Origin of the sequence: Actinomadura rubrisoli (genome assembly GCF_004349215.1) — a bacterium.
GTDB classification, from domain to species: Bacteria; Actinomycetota; Actinomycetes; order Streptosporangiales; family Streptosporangiaceae; genus Spirillospora; species Spirillospora rubrisoli.
This window is the reverse complement of record NZ_SMKU01000533.1, coordinates 1-4,213: the sequence shown is the minus strand read 5'-3', so window position 1 is coordinate 4,213 and position 4,213 is coordinate 1. Positions and strand designations below refer to the sequence as shown.

The 4,213-nt window shown below is 70.9% G+C and carries 4 protein-coding genes; 2 read left to right on the top strand and 2 right to left on the bottom strand.

What is annotated here, in order from left to right; translation table 11 throughout:
• Positions 1 to 179: 179 nt before the first annotated feature.
• Together E1298_RS44740 and eno are read right to left on the bottom strand one after the other, a co-directional pair.
• Positions 180 to 626 carry an FtsB family cell division protein gene (locus E1298_RS44740; RefSeq protein WP_131903451.1) on the bottom strand — a complete coding sequence of 149 codons (447 nt, stop codon included), beginning with the start codon at positions 624 to 626 and terminating at the stop codon, positions 180 to 182.
• A gap of 82 nt (positions 627 to 708) precedes the next feature.
• Positions 709 to 1,992, bottom strand: coding sequence for a phosphopyruvate hydratase (eno, locus tag E1298_RS44735; RefSeq protein ID WP_131903450.1), 1,284 nt, complete (start codon positions 1,990 to 1,992; stop codon positions 709 to 711).
• 252 nt (positions 1,993 to 2,244) lie between these two features.
• On the opposite strand from eno, the gene E1298_RS44730 reads away from it, so the two are divergent.
• Positions 2,245 to 3,291, top strand: a complete 1,047-nt coding sequence (locus E1298_RS44730; RefSeq protein WP_131903449.1) for an ABC transporter substrate-binding protein — start codon at positions 2,245 to 2,247, stop codon at positions 3,289 to 3,291.
• Positions 3,288 to 4,094, top strand: coding sequence for an ABC transporter ATP-binding protein (locus E1298_RS44725; RefSeq protein ID WP_131903448.1), 807 nt, complete (start codon positions 3,288 to 3,290; stop codon positions 4,092 to 4,094). The genes E1298_RS44730 and E1298_RS44725 overlap by 4 nt, the downstream gene beginning before the upstream one ends.
• Positions 4,095 to 4,213 lie beyond the last annotated feature (119 nt).

Below are 4,213 nucleotides of genomic sequence, written 5' to 3'. Positions count from 1 at the left end.
GTCATTTTGGGGGGACGACCCCCCAAACCCCCCGGTACTGCCGTTGAAACGTTCCTCGATCATCTGCGTCCCCACCCACGGATCTCGGTCCGTGTCCTGCGTCCGCCCCGCCGTTGCGATCGCGCCCGGCCTCACCGCCGGACGCGCCGTCACCGTCCCGCCGCGCCGCGGGACGGAGGTCAGCGCGGCCTGTCGGCGGCCTCCACGGACCGCCACAGTGTCTCGTACCACGGCGGCCTGGTCGTCGGACCGCCCTTGCGGGCCAGTTGCCCGTCACCCCCACCGCCGTCCAGGACGATGTAGCACTTCACGTCCGGTCGGCAGTAATGGAGCCTTCGCGTCGCTTCACGCTCAATGTACGACTTATCCCCCAGCTGCTGCTTGCGCTGAGCGAGCTGATCCACCTGGCGGCGGGCCGCGCTCTCCTTGTGCTCAAGGTCGGCGATCTCCTTGCGCTGGGCGATGTACTCGCGCACGGGGTAGGCGAGGCTCAGCGCAATCGCGCACATCACGACCGCCAGGATGGCGGCGCGGCTGGTCAGCGCCGGGTTGCCGCGGCGCGTGCCGCTCCCGGCGGAGTCGTCCTGCGGGCCGCGGGCCCGTGCCCGCTCCTCGCCCTGTGCCATCGCGTCTCCCCTGCCTGCGGCTCGGCGGCCTGCGGATCGGGCCCGGCGGCCGGCGGGGCCGGCCGCCGGGCGCGCGTCGGACTCAGCCCCGCCCGTCGAACCGCGGGAAGGCGGCGGCGCCGGCGTAGCGGGCCGCGTCGTCCAGCAGCTCCTCGATGCGCAGAAGCTGGTTGTACTTGGCGACGCGGTCGCTGCGGGCCGGGGCGCCGGTCTTGATCTGGCCGCAGTTGGTGGCCACGGCGAGGTCGGCGATCGTGGTGTCCTCGGTCTCGCCGGACCGGTGGCTCATCATGCAGCGGTAGCCGCTGGTCTGGGCGAGCGAGACGGCGTCGAGGGTCTCGCTGAGCGTCCCGATCTGGTTGACCTTGACCAGCAGCGCGTTCGCGGCGCCGGAGGCGATGCCGCGGGCCAGGCGCTCGGGGTTGGTGACGAACAGGTCGTCGCCGACGAGCTGGACGCGGTCGCCGACAGCGGCGGTGAGGCCCTCCCAGCCGGCCCAGTCCTCCTCGTCGAGCGGGTCCTCGATGGAGACGAGCGGGTAGTTGCCGAGCAGCTCGGCGTAGTAGGCGGCCATGTCGTCGGCGGACCGCTTGGTGCCCTCGAACGCGTACTGCCCGTCGGCGTGGAACTCGCTGGCGGCCACGTCCAGGGCGAGCGCGATGTCGCGGCCGGGGGTGAAGCCGGCCTTGCCGATCGCCTCCAGGATGAGGTCGAGCGCGTCGCGGTTGCTCGGCAGCTCGGGCGCGAAGCCGCCCTCGTCGCCGAGGCCGGTGTTCAGTCCCTTGGACTTCAGCACCGACTTCAGCGCGTGGTAGGTCTCGGCGCCCCAGCGCAGCGCCTCGGAGAAGGTGGCCGCGCCGATCGGCGCGATCATGAACTCCTGGATGTCGACGCTGGTGTCGGCGTGCGCGCCGCCGTTCAGGATGTTCAGCATCGGGACGGGCAGCAGGTGCGCGTTCGGACCGCCCACGTAGCGGAACAGCGGGAGCCCGGCGGAGTCGGCGGCGGCCTTGGCCACGGCGAGGCTCACGCCGAGGATCGCGTTGGCGCCGAGCTGCGACTTGCCGGGGGTGCCGTCCAGGTCGGCCAGGAGCTGGTCGACCAGCCGCTGGTCGGAGGCCGGGTAGCCGACGAGCTTCTCGTCGATGACGTCGTTGACGGCCTTCACGGCGTTCCGCACGCCCTTGCCGCCGTACCGCTCGCCGCCGTCGCGCAGCTCGACGGCCTCGAACCGGCCGGTGGACGCGCCGCTCGGGACGGCGGCGTGCGCCTCGGTCCCATCGGCGAGCAGCACCTCGACCTCGACGGTCGGGTTGCCGCGGGAGTCAAGGATCTCCCGGGCGAGTACGGCCTCGATCGACGACACGGGCAACTCCCTGCTGATGCGGATGGTCCTGCGGTTGGATCGTGCAGCAACCGAGCCTATCCGCGCCGCCCGCGCCCGCCCAACTGGCTCGCCGTTCAGCCCCTCGACGGCTTTGCCCGAGTCTGGGGTGATCCATCTCCGGCCGGTTCGCGGATGTTACGAAACCGTTCCACGCAACCGACTTGACGCGAACATTGCCTACCTTATCTACTGTTCACGTCAAACAGACTTGATAAGTAGGGAAACGTGACAATGCATCGTAGACTCCGCGGGCGTATCGCCGCCGCAGCACTGATCGTCCTGGCTGGAGCGGGGACGCTCAGTGCGTGCGGCGGCGACGACGGCGACAAGTCCGGTGCTCCCAAGCAACTCAAACTCGGCTACTTTCCCAATATCACCCACGCGACCGCGCTCGTCGGCGTGCAAAAGGGAATCTTCGCCAAGCACCTCGGCACCGCGCCGAAGACCGCCACGTTCAATGCCGGACCGGCCGCCGTGGAGGCCCTGTTCTCCGGCGCGATCGACGCCACGTTCGTCGGTCCGAACCCCGCCATCAACGCCTGGTCGAAGTCGCACGGCAAGGCCGTCCACATCATCTCCGGCGCGGCCTCGGGCGGCGTCTCGCTCGTGGTCAAGCCCGGGATCAACGGCGTCCAGGACCTCAAGGGCAAGAAGATCGCCACCCCGCAGCTCGGCAACACCCAGGACGTGGCGATCCGGTACTGGCTGAAGAAGAACGGCCTGGCCGCCAACAAGGACGGCAGCGGCGACGTCAAGGTCGTCCCGCAGGAGAACGCGCAGACGCTGCAGACGTTCGCGCAGGGCGAGATCGACGGCGCCTGGGTCCCCGAGCCGTTCGCCTCCCGGCTGATCCTGGAGAACAAGGGCAAGAAGCTGCTGGACGAGAAGTCGCTGTGGCCCGGCGGCAAGTTCGTCATCACGAACCTGCTGGTCACCCAGGAGTTCGAGAAGGAGCACCCCGACCAGGTGAAGAAGCTGCTCCAGGGGGTCGTCGAGACCTCGGACTACCTCAACAAGAACCCGGCCGACGCCAAGGCCGCGGTCAACGAGGCCCTCACCAAGCACAGCGGCAAGCCGCTCAAGCCGGACGTCCTCGACTCGGCGTTCAAGTCGATCGAGTTCACGACCGACCCGGTGGCGACCTCGCTCTTCAGCGGCGCCCAGCACGCCGAGGAGGTCGGGCTGCTGGCGAAGACCGACCTGAAGGGCATCTACAACCTCACGCCCCTCAACGACGTGCTCAAGGCGAGCGGGAAGGCACAGGTCAGCGACAAATGACTCAGGCCGCCACGGCTGCCCCGAGCCGGACCGCCACGGCGGTCCGGCTCGCCGGCGTGTCCAAAGCGTTCGGTACGGGCAGCTCCTCGCTGCTCGCCCTCGACCAGGTGTCCCTCGACTTCGCGCCGGGCGAGTTCACCTGCCTGCTCGGCGCGTCCGGGTGCGGCAAGAGCACCCTGCTGAACCTCGTCGCCGCCCTCGACCGGCCGAGCGCCGGCACGGTCGACACCGGCGGCGCGCGGGTCGCGCTCATGTTCCAGGAGCCGGCGCTGTTCCCCTGGCTGACCGTCACGGGGAACCTGGAGCTGGCGCTGAAGATGCGCGGCGTCCCCCGGCGGGACCGCCGCGCCCGCGCCGCCGCCCTGCTCGACTCCGTCCACCTCGGCGGGTTCGCCAAGAAGCGCCCGCACCAGCTGTCGGGCGGCATGCGCCAGCGCGTCGCGCTGGCCCGCGCCCTGGCGCTGACCGAGGACGAGCGGGACGAGGAGGGCAAGAGCACCGTCCTGCTGATGGACGAGCCGTTCGGCGCGCTCGACGCCATGACCCGCGACCTGCTGCACGACGAGATCGAGCGGATCTGGCGGACGCGGAACCTGACCGTGCTGTTCGTCACGCACAACGTCCGCGAGGCCGTACGCCTCGGCGACCGGGTCGTGCTGCTCAGCAGCCGGCCGGGACGGGTCGTCCAGGACTTCCCCGTGCCGATGGAGCGCCCCCGGCGCATCGACTCGCCGGAGGTCTCCGCCCTGGCCGCGACCATCACCGACCGGCTGCGCGAGGAGGTCGGCCGCCATGGCGCATGACGCGACGGCACAGGACTCCGGGACGGCCGAGGACGCCGCGGGCGACACGGCGGCGGACACTCCCCCGCGCGGCACCGGCGGCGCGGCCACCGAGCGGGAGGGGCCCAGCGGGCGGGAGG